This window comes from Cohnella sp. OV330 (assembly GCF_900112065.1).
In the GTDB taxonomy this organism is placed as follows: Bacteria; Bacillota; Bacilli; order Paenibacillales; family Paenibacillaceae; genus Cohnella.
This window is the reverse complement of the sequence record NZ_FOKE01000004.1, coordinates 353,299-374,861: the sequence shown is the minus strand read 5'-3', so window position 1 is coordinate 374,861 and position 21,563 is coordinate 353,299. Positions and strand designations below refer to the sequence as shown.

Sequence of the window (21,563 nt, the reverse complement as noted above, 5' to 3'; positions counted from 1 at the left end):
CCCTATAATGAAATCAAGTGTGTTTTGGGGCGGAGGGGGAAGGACATGGAAGCCCGTATTGACAAAGTGAAGCAGCAGCTGCAGTCGCAGGGCTACAAGCTGACCCCGCAGCGGGAGGCGACGGTCCGGGTACTTTTGGAGAACGAAGAGGACCACCTGAGCGCCGAAGACGTCTTTATGCTCGTGAAGGACAAGGCGCCGGAGATCGGTCTCGCCACGGTATACCGTACGCTTGAACTGCTCAGCGAGATGCATATCGTCGAAAAAATGAACTTCGGGGACGGCGTCGCGCGCTACGATCTTCGCACCGATTCGAACAAGCACCATCATCATCATTTGATCTGCGTGCAGTGCGGGACGATGACCGAGATCATGGAGGATTGGCTGACGCCGCTCGAAGAGCGGCTGGAGCGCGAATACGGCTTCAATGTGCTTGACCACCGCCTCGATTTTCAAGGCATTTGCGCCAAGTGCCAGGCGAAGAACGACGCCGCGGCGAAGAGCGCCGAAGAAGCGGCGGCCTCCGGCATCTGACGAATATCGGTTAAAATGAAATAGCAAGCGCTAAGCCCCGGCATGGTATATGCCGGGGCTTAGCGCATTTATGGGTATGATTAAAGCAGGTCGCGGATTCTGCCCTCGATTTTTTCGGGCGTATCCGTCGGGGCGTAGCGCTTAATGACTTTACCGTCGCGTCCGATGAGGAATTTCGTGAAGTTCCATTTGATTTTCCTTGTTCCGAGCAATCCCGGCGCTTCGCGGGTCAGATGCTTGAACAGCGGGTGCGCGTCCTTGCCCTTAACGTCGATCTTGGCGTATAGCGGGAAGTTCACGCCGTGGTTCAGCTCGCACGCTTCGGCGATCGCCTCGCCCTCAAGCGGTTCTTGGTTCGCGAATTGATTGCTAGGGAACCCAAGTACGGCAAAGCCCTCGTCTTTATATTTGTCGTACAGCTTCTGGAGGCCTTTGAACTGGGGCGCGAAGCCGCACTTGGTCGCCGTGTTCACGATCAGCAGCACTTGACCTTTGTATTCGGACAGCGGATGTACGGCGCCTCGGGCATCGGAGACTTCAATATCGTAGAGCGACATGGGAACTCCTCCTTGTTTAATCTCGTCAAATTAAATTGTATGCAATTAAAATAAAAAGTCAAGCGATTGACACCGGACCGCGGGAAATATAATATTGGATTTGATTCGATTGCAGACAATTTAATTGTGCATGCTGTGGTCTTGCTATAGACATGCCATCGCAGAGAGGAGAGGAGGTTCCATGTCTTTCGAAGAAGCGTTGAAGCTGGAAAATCAAACTTGCTTTGCCGTCTACGCCTGCGCCAAAGAGATCACGAGGCTGTACCAGCCCGTTCTCAAGGAGCTGGGCTTGACCTATACGCAATATATCGCGATGCTCGCACTGTGGGAGCGGGACGCCGTCAGCGTGAAGGAGCTTGGCGAGCGCTTGTATCTCGATTCAGGCACGTTGACGCCGTTGCTTAAGAAGCTTGAGGCGCAAGGCCTGCTCACCCGCGCGCGGGACGCGGGCGACGAGCGCCAGCTGTTGATCCGTTTATCGTCAGCGGGGAAGGCGCTGAAGGAAAAAGCGCTGGAGGTGCCGGAAAAGGTGTTTTGCCAGTCGGGCGTGAACGTCGAGATGTTATTGAAAATACGCAGCCAAATGGGCGAGCTGATGACCGCGCTGCAGCCGGTCGGAGCCGCCGATCAGAGAGGGGAATAAACCATGTCCGTATACGAATTCAAAGCGCCTTCCATCCGGGGCGAGCAAGTCGATTTGTCCGAATATCAAGGCAAGGTGCTCGTCATTGCCAACACCGCCAGCAAATGCGGCCTGACGCCCCAATACGAAGGCCTGCAGGCGCTCTACGAGAAATACGGCGACCAAGGCCTTGTCGTACTAGGCTTTCCTTGCAATCAATTCGCGGAGCAGGAGCCCGCCACGGAGGCGGAAGTCGAGAGCTTTTGCAAGCTGAATTACGGCGTGACGTTCCCGCTGTTCGCCAAGTCCGACGTTAACGGCGACAATGCGCTGCCGTTGTTCAAATACTTGAAGAGCGAGACGGGCGGAGCGGATATCGCTTGGAACTTCACGAAGTTCGTCATCGACCGCGAAGGCCGCGTCGCTAAGCGCGTCGAACCGAAGGAAACGCCGGAGTCGATGGCTGCGGACATCGAGTCGCTGCTTTAAACAAGTCTGAGTAACACGCCAAAATCCCCTCGCCGCTAAGAAGGCGCGGGGATTTTTGGCGTCTAATAAGAAGCCTGTTGGCGCAGCTTATGCGGCTTGCCCTTATCAGTTAAGGCTGTTAAGGCCGGATGCGCTTGGCGCGCACGCCGCCACCCGCGCGAGCGCGGCGGGCCTGCTTCGAACGGAGCGCCGCGGCGGCGGGCGCCACCTGCAGCAGGCCGGCGCCGACCGCTCTGCGGCCGCCCGGCAGCGGCTTGGCGGCGGCGACGAGCTTGCGCGCGATGCACGCTGCGTGCTTGGCTGGCGCCAGCGAGCGGAGCAGGGCGGCTCCGCCGGCGGCATGGGGCGAGGACATGGACGTGCCGCTCATGCGCACGTAGCCGCGACCGGGAGCGGTGGACAGGATGTTTACGCCGGGCGCGGCCAGCGCGATCCCTTTTCCGCGGCTCGAGAACGAAGCGACGCGGTTGCCCTTCGTCGTGGCCGCGATGCCCAGCACGCCGGGATATCTCGCCGGCGCGTCGATGCGCGCATTGTTCGGGCCGTCGTTGCCGGCTGAGGCCGTCATCAGGATGCCTTTACGCCTCGCGCGGGCGACGGCTTCGCGGAGGACGCGGCTTTCTCCCGCCAGGCCGAAGCTCATATTGATGACGTCCATGCGGTTCTTGACGCACCAGTCGATGCCTTCGGCGATATCGGAGACGAAGCCGACGCCGAATTGGTCGAGCGCTTTGACGGCGTATAGCCTCACCCTAGGGGCCGCGCCGTAAATTCGCTTGCGCCCGGTAGCCGCGGCGATGCCCGCGACATGCGTACCGTGTCCGTTGTCGTCCTTGAACGATCCGCCGTCGATCGTATTGACGCCTCCGGCGACCGTCAAGTCGGGATTCGGTCCGATGCCCGTGTCGACGACGGCGAGCTTCGCGCACTGGCCCTTCGTCCGCTTCCAAACGGGGGGCGCCTCGATTCGGGCGATGTTCCAAGGGATTTTGGCGGGATCGATTCGGCATTCGGCTTTTATGGGCGCGCCTCCGGTCTGCCCTGAACGTACCGCCCGGCCGTGCGCCTTGACGAGCCGGTCCTTCTCGATATAGGCTACGCTGGGATGACGCTTTAACGCCTTCCAATCGACGCCGCGAGGCGCTTCGCATCCGATCAGACGGCATCGCCGTACGGCTTTTACGGGACGAATTCCCGCCGCCTTTAGATGCCTTATACAGTCGTCATAGCCCTTTTTGTGCTTGAGCACGATGACGCTTCTCGTCGTTCGCCCAGGCGACTTGCGCCCTGCTTTCATCTGCCGGGCAAGCTTGCGGATCGTCTCCTTCATGACAGTTGGCCCCCCGGATCGGCTTCGCCGGCGTTATCGTACGCGAGCAGTGTACGGCCGGAGGGGGCTGATGGTGCAGCGTCCGGGTCATTGGCCCGGGCATGATCGGCCTCGCGCGAACATACGGTGATTGTAGAAAGGGACGAGCGATAACAAGGAGGAAGGCAAATGGATCGATCGATCGGAAAATGGTGGGATCGCCTGCAATTTACGCTTCTGTTTTTGTCGTTGACCGTGGCCGCCCATTACGCGTACGGCTGGCTGCAAACCGCGTTGTCGCCGCTCGATCCGTACAGAGTGCCCGAGGGGCGTGCCGAAAAGGTGTTCGGCGCCGACGGCACGAATGCGGCCCCTTCGTCTCAAGCAGACAGGCTCCGGCTGTTTTACTGGCTCGGCGAATAGCGGCCGAGGGAGGAATCGCGGCGTCTGACGTGGAATTATGCGGTATAGGCAAACGAGGAAGGAATAACCGCCCAATGAACCAAGACATCCATCCGTTTCTGTCTCACCTGAAGGCGACGCGGCATCTGGCAGCCAATTCGCTGGACGGATACCGTCGCGACCTTGAGGATCTCTCGCGCGAGCTGCAGGCGCATCATGACATCGTCCTTACGGCGGATATCAAGCCTCATCATTTGTCCGCGTATATTCACCGGCTGAAGGAGCAAGGGAGAACGAATGCCACGATCTCCCGCAGGATCGTCTCCTTTAAGGCGTTTTTTCAGTTTGCGCTCGAGACCGGCTTGACGGCGGCCAATCCCTCGTTGCGGCTCGCCGCGCCCAAAGCCGAGCGAAAATCCCCGCGGGCGCTCTCTTTATCGGACGTCGAACGTCTGCTGGAGGCGCCGGACCTCAGCGACGAGGCGGGCATACGGGACCGCGCGATGCTCGAAACGTTGTATGCGACGGGCATGCGCGTTACCGAGCTTACGAATTTGAACGTAGAGGACGTGCGAACCGATCTCCGTCTATTGGCCTGCCGCGGAACGGGCGGTCGGGAACGAATGATCCCGATCAGTTCCATGTGCCGCGATTGGATGATAAAATACATGCAGGAAGCCAGACCGAGGCTGCTGCGCGACGGGGCGGTAGAACATGCCTTGTTCGTCAGCCACCTGGGCAGCCGAATGACCAGGCAGGGCTTCTGGAAACTGATCAAGAAACACGCGGCATCGGCAGGCGTCAGCACCGAAGTGACTCCGCATACGCTCAGACATTCCTTCGCCTATCATCTCGTCGACAACGGCGCCGATCTTCGTTCGGTTCAGGAGATGCTCGGGCATACGGATCTCACGGCGACGCAGGTGTATCAGCCTTCCAGCAAGGCTAAGCTTAGAGACGTATACGACAGCTTTCATCCCCGCAATCGCGGCGGGCAGGACGATGCGCAAGAGTGAGCGATTAACGGAGACGAGGGAGGACGACAAGCATGCCGTTTAAAAGAATAGCCGTCATCGTGCTCGACAGCGTCGGCATCGGCGAGCTTCCCGACGCAGCCGATTACGGAGACGCGGGCGCCCATACTTTGGGACATATCGCGGCCGGGCCTACCGGACTGTCGCTGCCTAATCTTAGGCGGCTGGGCCTCGGCAACATCGCTCCACTGGGCGAATGGCAGCCGGACGAAGCCCCCAAGGCGTATTTCGGCAAAATGGCGGAGGTGTCGGTCGGCAAAGATACGATGACCGGGCATTGGGAACTGATGGGACTGAAGATAGACAAACCGTTCCGGACGTTTCCGAACGGCTTTCCGAGAGGGCTGATCGAGGCGTTCGAGGCCGAAACGGGACGCAGCGTCATCGGCAACAAGCCGGCTTCGGGCACGGAAATTTTGGACGAGCTCGGCGCGGAGCAAATGCGGAGCGGGTCGTGGATCGTCTACACGTCGGCGGACAGCGTATTTCAGATCGCCGCACACGAAGACGTCATCCCGCTCGAAGAGCTGTACGAAGCTTGCCGCATAGCGCGGAGGCTGACCAACAAAGACGAATATTCCGTCGGCCGTGTCATCGCCAGGCCTTTCGTCGGCAAGCCCGGCAGCTTCCAGCGCACGCCGAACCGGCATGATTATGCCGTCAAGCCCCCGGAGCCGACCGTTCTGAATGCGCTCAAGAAGGCGGGCAAGGACGTGATCGCCGTGGGCAAGATCAACGATATTTTTTGCGGGGAAGGCATCACGAAGGCGATTCCGACGAAAAGCAACCAGGATGGCGTCGATTCCACGATTCGTCAGCTGGAAGGCTCGTTCGAAGGCTTGTTGTTCACGAACCTCGTGGATTTCGATTCCCTTTATGGGCATCGGCGCGACGTGGCCGGATACGCCCGCGCGCTCGAAGCGTTCGACGCCGCTCTTCCCGCGTTGCTCGAACGGCTTGGACCCGACGATCTGATCGTGATTACCGCGGATCACGGCAACGATCCCGTACATCCGGGAACCGATCATACGCGCGAATACGTGCCGATCCTTGCGTACGGTCCCTCGCTGCAACGGCCCGGCGACTTGGGGACGCTCGCGACCTATGCCGATCTTGCGGCGACGATCGCCGACAATTTCGGCGTCTCGAAGACGACGCACGGGACCAGCTTTTTGGATAAGCTGATTTAATCATCTAGGGGTAATTTAAAGGAGCGAATTCCATTGGTCTATCCAACCATCCAGATCATTGAAGAAGCTGCGGCCTATATCGCAGAACGCACGGATTTGCGCCCGGAGATCGGCCTCATTCTCGGCTCCGGCCTTGGCGTCATCGGAGACGACATGGAGCAGGCGGTTACGATTCCCTACGAGGACATTCCGCACTTCCCCGTATCGACGGTCGAAGGTCACGCGGGAGAACTCGTCGTCGGCAGGTTGCAGGGACGTCCTGTCGCGCTGATGCGCGGACGCTTCCATATGTACGAGGGTTATGAGCCCGAGCGCACTGCGCTGCCCGTTCGGGTCATGAAGATGCTGGGCATCAAGACGCTGTTCGTGACGAATGCGGCCGGCGGGGTTAACATGGCATACGAGCCGGGCAACCTGATGATTATATCCGACCATCTGAACCTCACGGGGCGCAATCCGCTCGTCGGTCCGAACGACAACGCCCTCGGCGTCCGTTTTCCCGACATGTCCGACGCTTACACGCGCAGATTGCGCCAGATCGCCAAGGAGACGGCTGCCGAACTCGGCATTCCGGTGCGCGAAGGGGTGTACGCAGGCCTCCTCGGACCGAACTACGAGACGCCGGCCGAGATCCGGATGCTGCGGGTCATCGGTGCCGACGCCGTCGGCATGTCCACCGTATCCGAGGTACTGGTAGCCCGGCATTCCGGTCTCGAGGTGATCGGCATTTCCTGCATCAGCAACATGGCGGCCGGCATTCTCGATCAGCCGCTGTCCCACGAAGAAGTCATGGAGACGACGGAACGCGTCAAACAGCAGTTTATCCAGCTGGTTCTGGCTCTTCTACCGAAGCTATAATCTACAGTCAAACAAGTGAAGGAGGTCGCTGCGACCATGAGAGCCGTAGACATCATACGAAAAAAACGGTTCGGCGGCGAGCTGACCGATAGCGAGATCGGCTTTTTGATCGCGGGCCTCGTAGACGGCACGATACCCGATTATCAAATTTCCGCCTGGGCCATGACGGTCTGTTATATGGGCATGTCCGACAAGGAAACGGCCGCCTTGACCCTTGCGATGGCTAACTCGGGGGATACCGTGGATCTGTCGCCGATCTCAGGCGTCAAAGTGGACAAGCATAGCACGGGCGGCGTCGGAGACAAGACGACGCTCATCGTCGCGCCGCTCGTCGCGGCTTGCGGCGTGCCGGTCGCGAAGATGAGCGGCAGAGGGCTCGGCCATACGGGCGGTACGATCGACAAACTCGAATCGATACCGGGGTTCCGAACGGAGCTAGGCCGCGATGATTTCTTCGCGCAGGTGGACGAGATCGGCGTCGCCGTCATCGGACAGAGCGGCAATATCGCGCCCGCCGACAAGAAGCTGTACGCCCTTCGCGACGTGACCGCCACGGTCGAGTCCATCCCGCTCATCGCGAGCTCCGTCATGAGCAAAAAGATCGCGGCCGGCGCGGATGCGATTTTGCTGGACGTCAAAACGGGAGACGGAGCGTTCATGAAAACGCCGGAAGACGCCGTCAAGCTCGCTTCGGCTATGGTTGCCATCGGCAGCCAGGTCGGACGCCGCACCGTCGCGGTCATCAGCGACATGGACCAACCGCTCGGCCGAACGATCGGCAATGCGCTCGAAGTTCGCGAGGCGATCGAGGTGCTGCGTGGCGAAGGACCCGATGACCTGAGAGAGGTTTCGCTCGTGCTCGCCAGCCATATGCTCGTGCTGGGCGGCGTTGCGGAAGACACCGATTCCGCGCGAAGTCGCCTTGAATCGGCTATTTCCTCCGGCGAAGCGCTGCGCAAGTTCGCCGCTTTTGTAGCGGCGCAGGGCGGCGATCCCGGCGTCGCGGAGGATTTGTCGAGACTCCCTCAGGCGCCGCTTCGACTGCCCGTGCCGGCTGCTGAAGAAGGCTACGTTTTGGGCATCGAGGCCGAAGCTGTCGGACTTGCTGCCATGACGCTCGGCGCAGGCCGCGCGACCAAGGACGACGCGATCGACTACGCGGTCGGCATCGAACTAGCGGCCAAGCCAGGAGACTTCGTTCGCGAAGGCGACTTGCTCGCCATGCTGTACGTTCGAGCCGACGACGAGCGGTCGGCTAGCGCTATCCAAGCCGTACGAGCCTCCTACCGGCTTGGCGCAGAGCGGGGGCCGGACAGACCGCTGCTTCACGGGATCGTACAATAATAAACAAAGCGCTCCGCGATAGACCCTCCCTAATAGGAAGGGTCTTTATTCTTTATTTGGATGGAAAAAATAGGATCCCCATTGGCGAATTACTCTTTCTGACACGTTTCTAGGCTTATTCCGTTCGCTCAGCAGAATGGTTGGAAAGGGTTGACAGCGCACGCATGTTAATCATAAAATAAGAACATAAGTTCCTATTTCGAAAGGTGATTACATGGTGACGAACGTATTTCCGGAAGGGCCCTGGGAATCGTGGACGGAGGATCAATGCGTCGAAGCGCTTCGACAGTCGCGTTGGCCTAACGGATTTCGCTGTCCCGTTTGTCATTACCTGCATTGCTCGGTCATTCGGACCCGTAAACATCCTTTGTATGTATGCTCCTCCTGTCGGCATCAGACGTCGGTTACGGCAGGAACAGTCATGCACGGTACGCGTACGCCGTTGCGCTACTGGTTCAGGGCCATGCAATGGATCGGAGACGAATCGACATCGGTCGATCTCGCCGAGATACTTGGCGTGACGTACAAGACCGCCTGGCTGATCGGGCACAAGCTGAGAGACGCATTGACTTTGGAGGCTGATGACATAAAACTTGCAGGCTCCGTTGCCGTGACAGGGGGCGTATATGGATGGCGGTGCTATTCAAGTCTGATTACGGAGCCGACGGACCAGCCCATCGTGATCGGAGCTGAAATGGACGGAGAGGACGTTCAATTCGTGAAGCTGGTTCAAATGGATCCTCGCTTGGCAGGCAAATCGCGATTGTTGACTCGATACGTTTACGACGTTTTTTCCGAGTATCATGTTGAAGCCGAATTTAAAACGGTGAAGACCTTCGCTTATCGCGGGATGAGAAGCCTGAGGCCCTTATCCGCCGTCTTGACGCACGCCATAAATTGGTTTGACCATACTCTTCAAGGTCTTGGACCCAAGCATCTGCAGGCCTATTTGAATCATCAATCATTCGTTTTCAACTTCTCTCGCAGCCGAAAGCAGATGCAGAGCCATCTCTTGCGCTTGTGCAGTTATATACGGTCCATAACTTACCGTGAATTGACGCAGGAAAAGCGCAGGTACATAAATGACTGCCGGGCTGCTTAAAACGGCTTGCAGTTTATTTTGAATGGAAAAATAAGATTTTCGTTCGCGATAACGCTCGCTACTTCATGAACGTGGTTTTCGTTTTTGAGGACTAACATTTTAACGCCGAATGGTAGAATTAACTCACAGGATTGCTTCCCAACATTGATTACATCTAAGCAACTACGCTCAAAAACTACAGCTTTATTACCTTCGAAAAACGTGTCGCTGCGTATCATTGTTGAGCGAAGGGGATAAGCCCGGAAGCGTGTTGAAAAGGGATAAATGGATGCAATTATCCATATAATTCCAGCCATATTTTTTGCTCCGATATCCATTCCTTTCTCGGCGATTTTAAGATACGCCCCACAACTTGGAATATGATGCAGATGCTGCGGGCACACTAGGTCTCAAGACGAATCCAGGGCGGCGACTCGGCCGGCCGGCAGGAGGGACATCATTCTTGAGCCACCAGCAACGAAAATTTCACAGACGTCCTTGGGGGCGGGCACTGACGCTTAGCATCGCGGCATCGCTGCTGCTCCCCGCATCGGCTTGGGCGAAGGAAAGCGCCGCTCCGCCATCCAGCGGTCCGCAAACGGACCTAGCCGCGAACGCTCGATCAGCCGTGCTCATGGATGCGGACAGCGGTACCGTCGTCTACGAAAAGAACAGCCATTCGGCATTGCCGCCGGCGAGCATCACTAAGATTATGACGATGCTGCTCGTCATGGAAGCGATCGACGACGATCGGATCAAGCTGACGGATCAGGTGTCGACCAGCGAGTATGCGGCTTCGATGGGCGGATCGCAAATTTTCCTTGAGCCGGGCGAGCAGATGACGGTGAACGACATGCTTAAGGGCGTCGCGATGGCTTCCGGCAACGACGCTTCGGTAGCGCTGGCCGAAAAGCTGGCAGGCAGCGAGGAAGAGTTCGTGAAGATGATGAACAAGCGTGCCGGAGAGCTCGGCATGAAAGACACCAGATTCGCGAATTGCAACGGACTTCCGGCGGCGGGCCATGTATCGTCCGCGCACGATATCGCGGTCATGTCGAGAGAGCTGTTGAAGCATCCGGAGATCACCAAGTACACAGGAGCTTACCAAGACTACCTTCGTAAAGACAAGGAAAAGCCGTTCTGGCTTGTCAACACGAATAAGCTGGTTCGCTTTTATCCAGGCGCGGACGGTCTGAAAACCGGTTTTACAAGCGAAGCGAAGTTCTGCTTGTCCGCCACCGCGAAGCGGGACAATCTCCGCATGATCGTCGTCGTGATGGGAGAGCCCAACACGAAGACTCGCAACGCGGAAGTCTCGAAGCTGCTGGATTACGCGTTTTCGCAATATTCGAACGTACAGATCTATAAGGCCGGCGATGCGATCGGCAAGCTAAAGATCGAAAAAGGCGAATCCGCCGAGCTGCCTCTGACGGCGAAGCATTCCTACAGCGTGCTCGTACGCAAAGGCGAGGGCGGCAAGGATATCCGCCATGAGCTGGCGCTGCAGGACAAGGTCATGGCGCCGGTCACCGCCGGTCAGCAGGTCGGCAAGCTGATCGTGTACCGGGGCAACGAGGTGCTCGCGGAGTTCCCGATCGAAGCGCCGGTGCATGTGGACAAGGCGGGGTATTGGACGCTGCTCAAGCGGTCGACGGGCAAGCTGTTTTTGGGCGGAAAATGAACGGATGCAAGGCGGCGGGACGAATAATCGTCTCCGCTGCTTTGCGTATTTTGTCGCCTTTTCGAAGGCTTCTTCTAGTTTTGTCGGAGAGCAGGAATGCGGAAGCGATTCGTAGAAAGATATGCATCTACCATAAACTTGAAGGCGCATGAGAGGAGAATCGTAATGAGTTTGCAGGTGGAACTGGAGCAACAGCGCAACGTGCTCATCGTTCGCTTGAGAGGGGAATTGGACCATCACACGGCGGATATCGTTCGCTTCAAGATGGAGGATGCGATACTGCGAGGGAGATGCGACCACGTAGTGCTCAGCCTGAGAGACCTGCAATTCATGGACAGCTCGGGACTCGGCGTCGTTTTGGGACGCTACAAGCTCGTGAAAGGACGCGGCGGCCGCATGGTCGTTTGCGATGCGCACGACAACGTCAAACGGCTGTTCGAGTTGTCAGGCTTGTTCAAGATTCTATCGTTCTATGACAATGAACGCTCGGCGCTGGCCGGTCTGGAGGTCGTATCATGAGCATCGACAACCATATGAAACTTTCCTTTGCCGCAAGATCGGAAAACGAAGCTTTCGCGCGGGTCGCGGTCGCGGCCTTCGTGTCGCAGCTCGATCCGACGATGGAACAGATCAACGATATTAAGACGGTCGTATCGGAGGCGGTCACCAACTCCATTATTCACGGCTATGACAACGACCCTGCGGGCATCGTTCATCTCGAAGTAGAGATTGCGGGCGATACGATCTCGATCTTGATCCGCGACGAAGGCCGGGGCATCGAAGACCTCGATATCGCGCGTCAGCCGTTGTTCACTTCGAGGCCGGAGCTGGAGCGCTCGGGCATGGGCTTCACGATCATGGAAAACTTCATGGACGAATTCGAGGCGACGAGCGCGCCGCGCCAAGGGACAAGCCTCAAAATGAAGAAGCGCATCGAGTCCAAAAAAGCATTGTTCAACTAATACCGCGGCAGGGGTTGGGGGCATGGATATCGAATGGAAACGATCTTCGCCGCCGGGTTATCTTGAAGATGCGGAGGTCAAAAGGCTCATCGCGCTTAGTCAATCGGGCGATAGTTCGGCCCGCGACACGTTGGTGTCGAGCAATATCAGACTCGTCTGGTCCGTCGTGCAGCGCTTCGCCGGCCGCGGCTACGATCCGGACGATTTGTTCCAGATCGGATGCATCGGGCTGCTGAAGTCGGTGGACAAGTTCGATCTCTCTTACGAGGTTAAATTTTCTACTTATGCGGTTCCCATGATCATCGGCGAGATTCAAAGATTCCTGAGAGACGACGGAACGCTCAAGGTCAGTCGGTCGCTCAAAGAAATGGCGGGCAAGGTGCGAAAGACGAAGGACGAGCTCTCCAAGGTACTAGGGAGGCAACCGACCATCGGCGAGGTCGCCGAACGTCTCGGCGTTACGCCCGAAGAAATCGTGTTCGCGCAGGAGGCCAACAAGCCGCCTACTTCGATTCACGAGACGGTATTCGAGAACGACGGCGATCCCATCACGCTTATGGACCAGATCTCGGACGACGCGCAGGAGAAGTGGTTCGACAAGCTCGCCCTGACGCAGGCCATTCAGGCTTTGTCGGAAAGGGAGCGATTGATCGTGTATTTGCGGTATTTCCGGGATCAGACGCAATCCGAGGTCGCGGGCCGGCTGGGTATCTCCCAAGTGCAGGTGAGCAGGCTGGAGAAAAAAATATTGCAAAGCATCAAGGAGCAAATCGCTCAATAATCGCGCGATTGAAAGCGCGGGTAATTTGTTAGCCAAGACCGTGCGCCCGCGTTAACGGGACGCGCGGTCTTTTTTGCATTGGGAGCGGATGGGATGCCTGGCGTTGCTTCATACTACATGGAAACGATCGCTGGAGGTGCGGCGGTTGAAGGCTGGTATCGTATATTTACGCTTGCGGCGGCGCGTCGACGTGCTGCCTGGCGCGGTAATCAAGCTGGGAGACATTGCTTCGATCGAGACCGATCGCCGTTTTGCAGACCGAATTCGGGAATTGATCGTCTGGAAAATGCGTCCGGAAGACGGAAATTTGCTTATGATCGACATGCTCCAAATCGTGAGGCTGATTCGTCGATTTGACCCCGACCTCACGGTCGAAACGTTCGGAGAACCGCATGTTTTGCTCGAAATGACGCCAAGCGGCAAGGTGAAGCCGAGATATGCGTTGCTCGTCGCGGCTTGGCTGCTGCTCTTTTTCGGATCGGGTATGGCCATCATGAACTTTCATGCGGACGTGGACATGCCTGTCGTCCAACGGCGAATCATCGAGCTGCTGACGGGCCGTCCGGACCGTCACGCGTGGTTGTTCGAAGTTCCGTATTCGCTCGGCGTCGGACTCGGCATGCTCATTTTTTTCAACCGCGTCTTCCGCAAAAGGCTGAACGACGAACCGAATCCGTTGGAGGTCGAGATGTTCATGTACCAGGAAAACGTGAATCACTATGTCATTACGGAAGAGTATGCCAAAGCAAGAGCGCGGGAAGGAGAGCCGGATGCGTGAGCTTGGAGGCGAAGCGCTCGTCGCGATCGTCGGCCTGTCCGGCGGCTTCGCGGTCGGGAGCGCGTTCGTCGCGCTGCTGATCGTACTGGATCTCGTGCCGAGGCTTGTGCAGCTGACGCGGGCTTACCGGCGCTCGGCGTTATTCGAGTCGGCGCTTCTCGCGGGCGTCATGGGATTCAACTGCGCGGACCTATTCGACTGGCGGCTGTCGCTTGGAAAAGCATGGCTGCTAGCGCCTGCTATTTTCCAGGGCATTTTCGTCGGCATGCTGGCTGCCGCATTGACCGAGGTGCTCAATGTCATCCCGATCGTCGCCAAGCGGCTTCGGCTCGGTCCGTATCTGTTCGCGCTGCTGATCGCGATGGTGCTCGGCAAAGTGGCGGGCTCGTTGGCGGATTGGCTGCTCTTTCAACCGATGCATGAATGACAGGAGGGACTGGCAAGCATGGACATGACGGAACACGGAAGCATGGAGCTGAAGACGGAGGGCGGACCTCGCTTGGATACCGAATCGAAAGAAGCGGAAAAACCGTCGATTCGGCCGTTGATACCGACCGATCCGGACAGGAAAAAACGCACGGGCAAGGAAAAGTTCGCAAAGCACGACGATGATCGTAACGAGAAGCGGCTGCGGCATTCTGCCGGAGATAAGAAAAAGGAAGATGTCATACCCGCCGAAATCGACGATTGGCTGGATAAAGTCAAGGAAACGCTTGGCATGTCGGCTTCCTTCGATGTGCAAATCAGGGAAATGACATTTAGCGGAAAGCGTACGGGGCTTTTGTTTTTGAGCAGCTTCGCCAAAGACACCGCATTGACCGAAATATTAAAGCGTCTATCCTATCTGACCCCGGACAGCGTCGATCACGACGCCCTGGAAAGTTTCCTGAAATACTACGTGCCTTCGATTCAAATCCGCGAGATCGATTCGTTTACCGAAATGGTGAACGACGTGCTCGTGGGAAATGCCGCTTTTTATGTGGACGGCGAGCCGCGGGCGCTGCTGATGGACGTCAGGCAGTATCCGGGACGGCAACCCGACCAACCCGAGCTCGAAAAAGTCGTTCGAGGCAGCAAGGACGGCTTCACGGAGGGTCTTTTAACCAACGTCGGCTTGATCCGCCGCCGGCTGCGCGACCCGAAGCTCCGCTTTGAGATTACGAAGGTGGGCGAGCGCACGCAAACGGACGTCGCGATCGTGTACATCGACGACGTGGCGGATACGAAGCTCGTCGAATCGGTGCGGGACAAGATCAAAGCGGTCAAGATCGACGGCATTCCGCTGGCGGACAAGCAGCTGGAAGAGCTCACGGTCAAGACGGGGTGGAATCCCTTTCCGCTCGTGCGTTATTCCGAACGGCCGGATGTCGTTGCCTCTCACTTGCTCGAAGGCAGCGTGACTGTCCTCGTCGACACGTCCCCTAGCGTAATGATGCTTCCGACCACTTATTTCGACTTGATCCAGCATGCTGAAGAAAATCGGCAAAATCCCTTTATCGGAACTTATTTGCGCTGGATCCGTTTTTTCGGCCTGCTGGCGTCCATGTTTCTTATGCCGCTGTGGTACATGTACGCGCAGTCCCCGGAGCTTCGGCCGTCATGGCTGTGGTTCCTCGGAGCGGATAAAACCGGCGATCTGCCGCTCATCCTGCAGTTCCTGCTGGTCGAGATCGGCGTCGACCTGATGCGGCTCGCCGCCGTTCATACGCCGACGCCTCTCGTGACCGCGATGTCGCTGGTATCGGCCATTTTGATCGGGGACATCGCCGTCAAAACGGGGCTCTTTATCAACGAAGTCATCTTGTACATGGCGGTGGCCGCGATCGGAACCTTCGCAACGCCCAGCTACGAGCTAGGGCTGGCCAACCGAATCGTCCGGCTTGTGCTGCTAGTCGCCGTGTTCTTGTTCCAGCTGCCGGGCTTTGCCGCCGGCGCGGCGATCATGCTCATCGCCCTGGTCATGATCCGTTCGTACAACACGCCTTATATGTGGCCGTTCATTCCTTTTAACGGTCCGGCGCTGTTCAACGTGTTTTTGCGCAGGCCGCTGCCGAAGATCCGTATGCGGCCGTCGATCTACAGGCCGAAGCAAAGCGGAAAGCAACCCGCAGAATAAGGCGGGACGGCGCTTGCGCGAAGGAATGCAAATGATGCGCCAAATCCTCCATTTCCCCGAATCGCATCCTGGGATATACTCAGATTATCGCGTATGAAGACGGTTGTTACGACCCGTCCATGCGTACGCCGCGATCGAATTCCAGTCCGAAAAGGGGAAATCATACATGTACTTTCACGGTACCAGCCGCATTAACGACAAGGGACATCTCGAGATCGGAGGCGTCGACACGCTTGACCTCGCCGCGAAGTTCGGCACGCCGCTTTACGTCGTAGACGAGGCGCTCGTGCGCCAGCGCGCCCGCGAATACGTCGAGGCATTCAAGGCGACCGGCCTCAAGTTCCAAGTCGCTTACGCATCTAAGGCCTTCTGCGTCATGGCCATGTGCCGCGTCGCCGAAGAGGAGGACATGAGCCTCGACGTCGTATCGGACGGCGAGCTGTATACGGCGCTGCAGGCGGGATTCCCGCCGGAGCGCATTCACTTCCACGGCAACAACAAAACGCCGGACGAGATCGAGATGGCGCTGAACGCCGGCATCGGCTGCTTTGTCGTCGACAACTTCACCGAACTCGCGCTGCTGAACGCCATCGCCGCCGAGCGCGGCCGGAAGGTCAACATCCTGCTGCGCGTGACGCCGGGCGTCGAGGCGCATACGCACGACTATATCTCCACCGGTCAGCAGGATTCGAAGTTCGGCTTCGACATCGGCAACGGCACGGCGCTTCGCGCCGTCGAAGAGGCGCTCCGCCAGCCGCAGCTCAACCTGCTTGGCGTGCACTCGCATATCGGTTCGCAAATCTTCGAGGTCGAAGGCTTCCGCATGGCGGTCGAAAAGGTCGCCGCGTTCTCCCTCGAAGTGCGCGCGAAGCTGGACAAAACCTTTTCCGTCATCAACCTGGGCGGCGGCTTCGGCATCCGCTACGTCGAAGGCGACGCGCCGCTGCCGGTGGCGACTTACGTCGAGGCGATTACGGGCGCCATCATTTCCTCGTTCACCGCAGCCGACTACCCGCTGCCGGAGATCTGGGTCGAACCGGGCCGCAGCATCGTAGGCGACGCCGGCACGACGCTTTACACGGTCGGCACGAGCAAGGACATCCCCGGCGTTCGCAAGTATATCGCCGTCGACGGCGGCATGACGGACAATCCGCGTCCCGCGCTGTACGAATCCAAGTATGAGGCGGTGCTTGCCAACCGTCCCGAAGACGAAGCGACGGAGCTCGTGTCGGTCGCGGGCAAGTGCTGCGAGAGCGGCGACATGCTCATCTGGGACCTCAAGCTGCCTCCCGTACAGTCCGGCGACGTGCTCGCGGTGTTCTGCACCGGCGCTTACAACTATGCGATGGCGAGCAACTACAACCGCATTCGCCGTCCCGCGGTCGTCTTCGTGAAGGACGGACAAGCAGACCTTGTCGTCGCGCGCGAATCGTTCGAGGATATCGCCCGCAACGACCTGCTGCCCGAACGTCTCCAAAAGCAAGCGGTTCGCGGTTAAGCAAAGCTTGGGGAAAGGCATAGGCATCGCAAACTTAGCATTGCGAGGTTGGCCGCCGCTTGCGGCGGCCTTTTTCCTTTTTTCTCAAAATGTAGTATGATGGGACAAGTCAAAAACAGCGAATGAGAAGGAGCGTTGATCTTACATGTCTAAGCAAGCTACGATCAAACTGGCCAACGGCAACGAGGTCGTCGTCGAACTGTTCGACAAGGACGCCCCGAACACGGTCGCCAACTTCGAGAAGCTTGCCAACACGGGCTTCTATAATAACCTGAGCTTCCACCGCGTCATCCCGGGCTTCGTCGCCCAGGGCGGATGCCCCAACGGCAACGGTACGGGCGGTCCCGGCTACGAGATCGACTGCGAGATCAACCCGAACAAGCATGAGCGCGGCGCTCTTGCGATGGCCCACCGCGGCAAGAATACGGGCGGCAGCCAGTTTTACATCGTGTACTCGCCGCAGCCGCACCTCGACGGCGTACACACCGTTTTCGGCAAGGTCGTCTCCGGCATGGAGCATGTCGACGCGCTGCGCGGCGGCGACAAGTTCGAGTCCATTTCGGTAACCGAGTAACCGATTTTCAGCAGGCCCGCTCATGCAGCGGGTTTTTTTGCGTGAAGTTCAAAGTTCCTTTCGGTCGCCATGGGAAAGGATGAAAATCCTTGCTTTTTTTCATTAATGGTGCTAACATGCCTATAAATCGTTCAATCCGATTCTCGGACTCGGATATAGGTTGTCAGTCTTGACCGACGAGGATTCCGCGGATGACGAACGATTTTTGATGCTTACCTTCGGGGCGGGGTGCAATTCCCCACCGGCGGTGATCGGCATCCTTGCGACACGATCGCGGGGACAGCCGTCAGTCCGTGACCCGTATTAGCGCCCTTCATTCCGATGACGGCGCGAGGCGGTGGACCCGGTGAAAATCCGGGACCGACAGTGACAGTCTGGATGGGAGAAGGAAGCGCAGCACGGCCGAACGTGTTCATGAGGCAGGCAGTGCGGTAATGGATGATGCGAAATTTGATCGGCATCGATTGTGTTTGTGCTACTTTTCACAATTGAATGCGGCGATTTTTCGTCGTTCGAGCCGGACGACTTCTTCATACATACAGTAGGTCTGTTTAATGCTGTGCGACTATTCGACCCGGGGGATGGAACTCCGGGTTTTTTGCGTTTTCGAGCAAGTTGCAAAGTCAGCGATTAAGAAGGAGTGACGAGGGATGGAGCTGCTGAACGACGCGTTCTACATGCGCCTCGCGCTTCAAGCCGCGGCTGGGGCCGCCGGCCAGACGGGGATCAATCCGATGGTCGGCTGCGTCGTCGTCAAGGAAGGACGCATCGTCGGGATCGGCGCGCATTTGAAACGCGGCGAAGCGCACGCGGAGGTTCACGCGCTCAATATGGCGGGCGCCGAAGCGTCCGGCGCGACGGCATATGTCACGCTCGAGCCGTGCAGCCATTACGGACGGACGCCGCCCTGCTGCGATCGGCTGATCGCGGAAGGCGTCAGCCGCGTCGTCGTGGCGGCGGAGGACCCGAACCCGCTCGTCGCGGGCAGCGGCATCGCCAAGCTAAGGGCAAACGGCATCGCCGTCGATGTAGGCCTTTTAGGCGAGGAGGCGCGAACGCTGAACGAGGCGTTTAACCACTTTATCGTCACCGGCATGCCGTTCGTGACCGTGAAAACCGCGCTTACGTTGGATGGAAGGATCGCCACGCGCACCGGACACAGCCGATGGATTACCGGCCCGTCGTCCCGCGAAGCCGTCCACACGCTGCGTCACCGCCATAATGCGATCATGGTCGGCGCGGGAACCGTGCTGGCGGACGATCCGGAGCTGACGACGCGGCTAGCGGTGCCGGGGCTTCATCCCGTCCGCGTCGTCGTCGACTCGCGGCTGCGCACGCCGCCGGACGCCCGCGTGCTGAACGGCGTCGCGCCTACCGTCGTTCTGACGACGGACGAGGCCGATGAGGCTGTTGCTCGCAGGCTCGCCGAATCGGGCGCCGAGATCGTCCGTTGCGGGCCGGGCCCGCGCGTCGACCTGAAGGCGGGGCTTAAGGCGCTCGGCGAACGCGGCATCGGCTCGGTACTGGCCGAAGGCGGCGGCGTGCTGAACGGCTCGCTGCTCGAGGCCGGCCTCGTCGGCAAGATGATGCTGTTCTACGCGCCCAAGATCGTCGGCGACGGGGCGCCTTCGGGCTTCGCGTTCAGCGGGCCGGAACAAATGGGAGACGCGGCGAATATCAAGATCGCGTCGATCGAGCGCTACGGGGATGACTGGTGCGTCACCGGCTATCCCGAGCGGCGCGGAGAAGGAGGTTAGCGGATGTTCACGGGACTCATCGAAGAGGTCGGCAAGCTGCAGCGGATCGAGAGCCGCGGCGAGGCGCTGCTGGTGACGGTGTCCGCGCGCAAGGTGCTGGAGGACGTGAAGCTCGGCGACAGCATCGCCGTGAACGGCGTTTGCCTGACGGTCGTCTCTTTCAACGGCGGCGGCTTCAGCGCGGACGTCATGCCGGAGACGTACAGGCATACCAATCTCAAGCATTTAAAACCGGGCGAACCCGTCAATCTCGAACGGGCGATGCTCGCAGGCGGCCGTTTCGGCGGCCATATCGTACAAGGGCATGTGGACGGCACGGCATTGATCGTGTCCCGCACGCATGAAGCGAACGCTGTCGTATTCAGATTGCGGCCGGAACAGCCGCATCTGCTGCGTCTCGTCGTGCCGCAGGGCTCGATCACGCTGGACGGCATTAGCCTGACCGTCATCGATGCGGACCGGACGTCGGGGACGCTGGCGGTATCGATTATCCCGCACACTTTGGCGGAGACGGCGCTCGCGAACAAGCAGCCGGGCGCTTCGGTCAACGTAGAAAACGACATTTTGGGCAAATATATCGATCATCTGCTGCATGAGAGACACGGAGGCCAGCCATCCGCGCCGGCGGCTGCAGCTGCATCCGGGCTCACGGAAGCGAAGCTGAGAGAATTCGGCTTCTGACTTGGACGGTACAAGGGGGAAAAGGGCCATGGAAAATTGGACTTTCGATACGATCGAGTCTGCGCTAGAAGATTTGAAGCAAGGCAAGATGGTGCTCGTCGTGGACGACGAAGACCGGGAAAACGAAGGCGACCTCATCGCGCTCGCCGAGAAGGCGACGCCCGAGGTGATCAATTTCATGATCACGAAGGCGCGCGGGCTCGTCTGCGCGCCGATCACCCAGGAACGGGCGGAGCAGCTCGAGCTTCCGCCGATGGTCAGCCACAATACGGATTATCACGGTACGGCGTTCACGGTATCGGTCGACCATATTTCCACGACGACGGGGATTTCCGCATATGAACGCGCCATGACCGTAAAGGGCTTGATCGATCCGGAGGCCAAGCCGGGCGATTTTCGCAAGCCGGGTCATATTTTCCCGCTGATCGCGAAAAAGGGGGGCGTTCTGCGTCGTTCCGGCCATACGGAAGCCGCTATCGACCTCGCGATCCTCTGCGATTCGGCCCCGGCAGCCGTCATCTGCGAGGTCATCAAAGAAGACGGGACGATGGCGCGGCTGCCCGACTTGCAGCTTTTCGCCAAGGAGCACGACCTGAAGCTGATCTCGATACAAGAGTTGATCCGCTATCGCAACGATAAGGAAAAGCTCGTGAAGCGGGAAGTCGCCGTCCGCATGCCGACCGACTTCGGCGATTTCGAAATGGTCGCCTACTCCAACGAGGTGGACAACAAAGAGCATGTCGCCCTCGTCAAAGGGGTCATCGACGACAGCGAGCCCGTGCTGCTGCGGGTGCACTCGGAATGCCTGACCGGCGATATCTTCCATTCGCACCGCTGCGATTGCGGTCCGCAGCTCGAGGCGGCGATGCGCCAGATCGCCCGCGAGGGGCGCGGCATCCTCCTCTATATGCGCCAGGAAGGCCGCGGCATCGGCTTGCTCAACAAACTTCGCGCCTATCAGCTGCAAGAAGAAGGATTGGACACCGTCGAGGCGAATATTAAATTGGGATTCGCGCCCGACCTTCGGGATTACGGCATCGGCGCGCAGATTCTCAAAGATCTCGGCGTCCGGCGCATCCGGCTCCTAACGAACAATCCGCGCAAGGTTCGCGGCCTCGAAGGTTACGGATTGGAAATCGTGGAGCGCGTGCCGATCCAGATGACCGAAAACGAGGACAACAAATCGTACCTGCGGACGAAGCGTTCCAAGCTGGGTCACCTGCTCTCGTTCGCAGAAGACCAAGAGGAGCAACTCGCCCCGATTCCGACGATCGAACAAAACGAACAGACCGGCCTTGCGCCGAAGAGAGGATGA

The 21,563-nt window shown here is 58.6% G+C and carries 23 protein-coding genes, 1 pseudogene and 1 riboswitch; of the genes and pseudogenes, 22 read left to right on the top strand and 2 right to left on the bottom strand.

Annotation, left to right across the window (positions count from 1 at the left end; translation table 11 throughout):
• Positions 1 to 45 precede the first annotated feature (45 nt).
• Positions 46 to 534 carry a ferric iron uptake transcriptional regulator gene (locus BM235_RS11700; protein WP_090112989.1) on the top strand — a complete coding sequence of 163 codons (489 nt, stop codon included), beginning with the start codon at positions 46 to 48 and terminating at the stop codon, positions 532 to 534.
• Positions 535 to 614: 80 nt separating this feature from the next.
• Here the strand turns inward: BM235_RS11700 and BM235_RS11695 are convergent, their stop codons facing one another.
• Positions 615 to 1,091: a glutathione peroxidase gene (locus BM235_RS11695; protein WP_090112987.1), complete on the bottom strand. Its 477-nt coding sequence runs from the start codon at positions 1,089 to 1,091 to the stop codon at positions 615 to 617.
• Between the two features lie 181 nt (positions 1,092 to 1,272).
• Between BM235_RS11695 and BM235_RS11690 the strand changes: the two genes are divergently transcribed.
• Together BM235_RS11690 and BM235_RS11685 are read left to right on the top strand one after the other, a co-directional pair.
• On the top strand, positions 1,273 to 1,734 hold the full coding sequence (locus BM235_RS11690; protein WP_090112985.1) for a MarR family winged helix-turn-helix transcriptional regulator: 462 nt from the start codon (positions 1,273 to 1,275) through the stop codon (positions 1,732 to 1,734).
• 3 nt (positions 1,735 to 1,737) lie between these two features.
• Entirely contained in the window at positions 1,738 to 2,202 is a 465-nt protein-coding gene (locus BM235_RS11685; protein WP_090112983.1) for a glutathione peroxidase, read from the top strand.
• A 118-nt stretch (positions 2,203 to 2,320) separates the two neighbouring features.
• Here the strand turns inward: BM235_RS11685 and BM235_RS11680 are convergent, their stop codons facing one another.
• Positions 2,321 to 3,532, bottom strand: coding sequence for a S8 family peptidase (locus BM235_RS11680; protein WP_090112981.1), 1,212 nt, complete (start codon positions 3,530 to 3,532; stop codon positions 2,321 to 2,323).
• 168 nt (positions 3,533 to 3,700) lie between these two features.
• Here BM235_RS11680 and BM235_RS11675 point away from each other — a divergent pair, with 168 nt between their 5' ends.
• The 19 genes and pseudogenes from BM235_RS11675 (at position 3,701) to BM235_RS11590 (ending at position 21,563) form a co-directional block, all read left to right on the top strand.
• On the top strand, positions 3,701 to 3,934 hold the full coding sequence (locus BM235_RS11675) for a DUF4227 family protein (protein WP_090112979.1): 234 nt from the start codon (positions 3,701 to 3,703) through the stop codon (positions 3,932 to 3,934).
• Positions 3,935 to 4,008: 74 nt separating this feature from the next.
• On the top strand, positions 4,009 to 4,929 hold the full coding sequence (gene xerD / locus BM235_RS11670; RefSeq protein WP_090112977.1) for a site-specific tyrosine recombinase XerD: 921 nt from the start codon (positions 4,009 to 4,011) through the stop codon (positions 4,927 to 4,929).
• A 32-nt stretch (positions 4,930 to 4,961) separates the two neighbouring features.
• Positions 4,962 to 6,137 (top strand): phosphopentomutase, encoded by a 1,176-nt coding sequence (locus BM235_RS11665; RefSeq protein WP_090112975.1) that lies wholly within the window; start codon positions 4,962 to 4,964, stop codon positions 6,135 to 6,137.
• Positions 6,138 to 6,170: 33 nt separating this feature from the next.
• Positions 6,171 to 6,995, top strand: coding sequence for a purine-nucleoside phosphorylase (locus BM235_RS11660; RefSeq protein ID WP_090112972.1), 825 nt, complete (start codon positions 6,171 to 6,173; stop codon positions 6,993 to 6,995).
• Between the two features lie 36 nt (positions 6,996 to 7,031).
• A complete protein-coding gene (locus BM235_RS11655; RefSeq protein WP_090112971.1) occupies positions 7,032 to 8,339 on the top strand; it encodes a pyrimidine-nucleoside phosphorylase in 1,308 nt (435 codons plus the stop codon).
• A gap of 214 nt (positions 8,340 to 8,553) precedes the next feature.
• Positions 8,554 to 8,724, top strand: a pseudogene (locus BM235_RS32950) (transposase); the annotation flags it as partial.
• 36 nt (positions 8,725 to 8,760) lie between these two features.
• On the top strand, positions 8,761 to 9,441 hold the full coding sequence (locus BM235_RS11650; RefSeq protein ID WP_255374329.1) for a hypothetical protein: 681 nt from the start codon (positions 8,761 to 8,763) through the stop codon (positions 9,439 to 9,441).
• Between the two features lie 490 nt (positions 9,442 to 9,931).
• Entirely contained in the window at positions 9,932 to 11,101 is a 1,170-nt protein-coding gene (locus BM235_RS11645; RefSeq protein ID WP_090113566.1) for a D-alanyl-D-alanine carboxypeptidase family protein, read from the top strand.
• A 165-nt stretch (positions 11,102 to 11,266) separates the two neighbouring features.
• Positions 11,267 to 11,620 carry an anti-sigma F factor antagonist gene (gene spoIIAA / locus BM235_RS11640; RefSeq protein ID WP_090112966.1) on the top strand — a complete coding sequence of 118 codons (354 nt, stop codon included), beginning with the start codon at positions 11,267 to 11,269 and terminating at the stop codon, positions 11,618 to 11,620.
• Positions 11,617 to 12,063 (top strand): anti-sigma F factor, encoded by a 447-nt coding sequence (gene spoIIAB / locus BM235_RS11635; protein ID WP_090112965.1) that lies wholly within the window; start codon positions 11,617 to 11,619, stop codon positions 12,061 to 12,063. The genes spoIIAA and spoIIAB overlap by 4 nt, the downstream gene beginning before the upstream one ends.
• A gap of 22 nt (positions 12,064 to 12,085) precedes the next feature.
• A complete protein-coding gene (gene sigF / locus BM235_RS11630; protein ID WP_090112963.1) occupies positions 12,086 to 12,844 on the top strand; it encodes an RNA polymerase sporulation sigma factor SigF in 759 nt (252 codons plus the stop codon).
• Between the two features lie 145 nt (positions 12,845 to 12,989).
• The gene (locus BM235_RS11625) at positions 12,990 to 13,622 is read left to right on the top strand and encodes a stage V sporulation protein AA (RefSeq protein ID WP_369803501.1); all 633 of its coding nucleotides are present in this window, start codon (positions 12,990 to 12,992) and stop codon (positions 13,620 to 13,622) included.
• Complete coding sequence (locus tag BM235_RS11620; protein ID WP_090112959.1) at positions 13,615 to 14,049, top strand: stage V sporulation protein AB; 435 nt, start codon at positions 13,615 to 13,617, stop codon at positions 14,047 to 14,049. The genes BM235_RS11625 and BM235_RS11620 overlap by 8 nt, the downstream gene beginning before the upstream one ends.
• Positions 14,050 to 14,067: 18 nt before the next feature.
• The gene (locus BM235_RS11615; protein ID WP_255374327.1) at positions 14,068 to 15,738 is read left to right on the top strand and encodes a spore germination protein; all 1,671 of its coding nucleotides are present in this window, start codon (positions 14,068 to 14,070) and stop codon (positions 15,736 to 15,738) included.
• A 166-nt stretch (positions 15,739 to 15,904) separates the two neighbouring features.
• On the top strand, positions 15,905 to 17,236 hold the full coding sequence (gene lysA, locus BM235_RS11610) for a diaminopimelate decarboxylase (RefSeq protein ID WP_090112957.1): 1,332 nt from the start codon (positions 15,905 to 15,907) through the stop codon (positions 17,234 to 17,236).
• Positions 17,237 to 17,381: 145 nt separating this feature from the next.
• On the top strand, positions 17,382 to 17,810 hold the full coding sequence (locus tag BM235_RS11605) for a peptidylprolyl isomerase (RefSeq protein ID WP_090112954.1): 429 nt from the start codon (positions 17,382 to 17,384) through the stop codon (positions 17,808 to 17,810).
• A gap of 210 nt (positions 17,811 to 18,020) precedes the next feature.
• A riboswitch (FMN riboswitch) is annotated at positions 18,021 to 18,204 on the top strand.
• Between the two features lie 256 nt (positions 18,205 to 18,460).
• The gene (gene ribD / locus BM235_RS11600; protein ID WP_110468869.1) at positions 18,461 to 19,567 is read left to right on the top strand and encodes a bifunctional diaminohydroxyphosphoribosylaminopyrimidine deaminase/5-amino-6-(5-phosphoribosylamino)uracil reductase RibD; all 1,107 of its coding nucleotides are present in this window, start codon (positions 18,461 to 18,463) and stop codon (positions 19,565 to 19,567) included.
• A gap of 3 nt (positions 19,568 to 19,570) precedes the next feature.
• Positions 19,571 to 20,248: a riboflavin synthase gene (gene ribE / locus BM235_RS11595; RefSeq protein WP_090112953.1), complete on the top strand. Its 678-nt coding sequence runs from the start codon at positions 19,571 to 19,573 to the stop codon at positions 20,246 to 20,248.
• A 28-nt stretch (positions 20,249 to 20,276) separates the two neighbouring features.
• Positions 20,277 to 21,563: a bifunctional 3,4-dihydroxy-2-butanone-4-phosphate synthase/GTP cyclohydrolase II gene (locus BM235_RS11590; RefSeq protein WP_090112951.1), complete on the top strand. Its 1,287-nt coding sequence runs from the start codon at positions 20,277 to 20,279 to the stop codon at positions 21,561 to 21,563.